This is a genomic window from Bradyrhizobium sp. NBAIM03 (assembly GCF_020194055.1).
GTDB lineage: Bacteria > Pseudomonadota > Alphaproteobacteria > Rhizobiales > Xanthobacteraceae > Bradyrhizobium > Bradyrhizobium yuanmingense.
Genome location: NZ_JADYVS010000222.1, coordinates 1 through 410, shown reverse-complemented (window position 1 = coordinate 410; position 410 = coordinate 1). Strand labels below are relative to the sequence as shown.

Genomic DNA, 410 nt, shown 5'->3' with positions numbered 1-410 from the left:
TCTACGTGTCGCAGCTGACGCTCTATGTCGACCCAGAATACCGTGTGACTCTGCTCGGCTATCCGGACAAAAGCCTCGGCTGGGTGTTTTCGCGCGAGCCCAACATGAGCGATGCGGACTATCGCGCGGCATTGGGCCGTTTCGAAGCGATGGGTTACGACATTTCGCGTTTCCGGCGTGTACCGCAGTTCCCAAGCCAGATCGGGCAACCGGGCTTCCAGTCGCCGGGAGATCCCAACTAGCTGCCTGCGCATCAACGTGACTTGCCCAGAAGGTGACGACGCAAGGACGGAGCGCGCGTGCCGGGTGCCAGCCAGATATCGAAAAAGGCGCGCGCGAAGGCGGGATCGTTCACCTCGGTCGTCAGTTGTCCGTTTGCGTAGAAGCGCGCGCCGCGGCCGGGCACATAC

1 protein-coding gene is annotated in these 410 nt (G+C 62.2%); it reads left to right on the top strand.

Annotation, left to right across the window (positions count from 1 at the left end; translation table 11 throughout):
- Window positions 1–242 (top strand): lipocalin family protein (locus I6F21_RS38205; protein ID WP_225184445.1); only part of this gene is annotated, 242 nt, incomplete at its 5' end.
- Window positions 243–410: the final 168 nt, after the last annotated feature.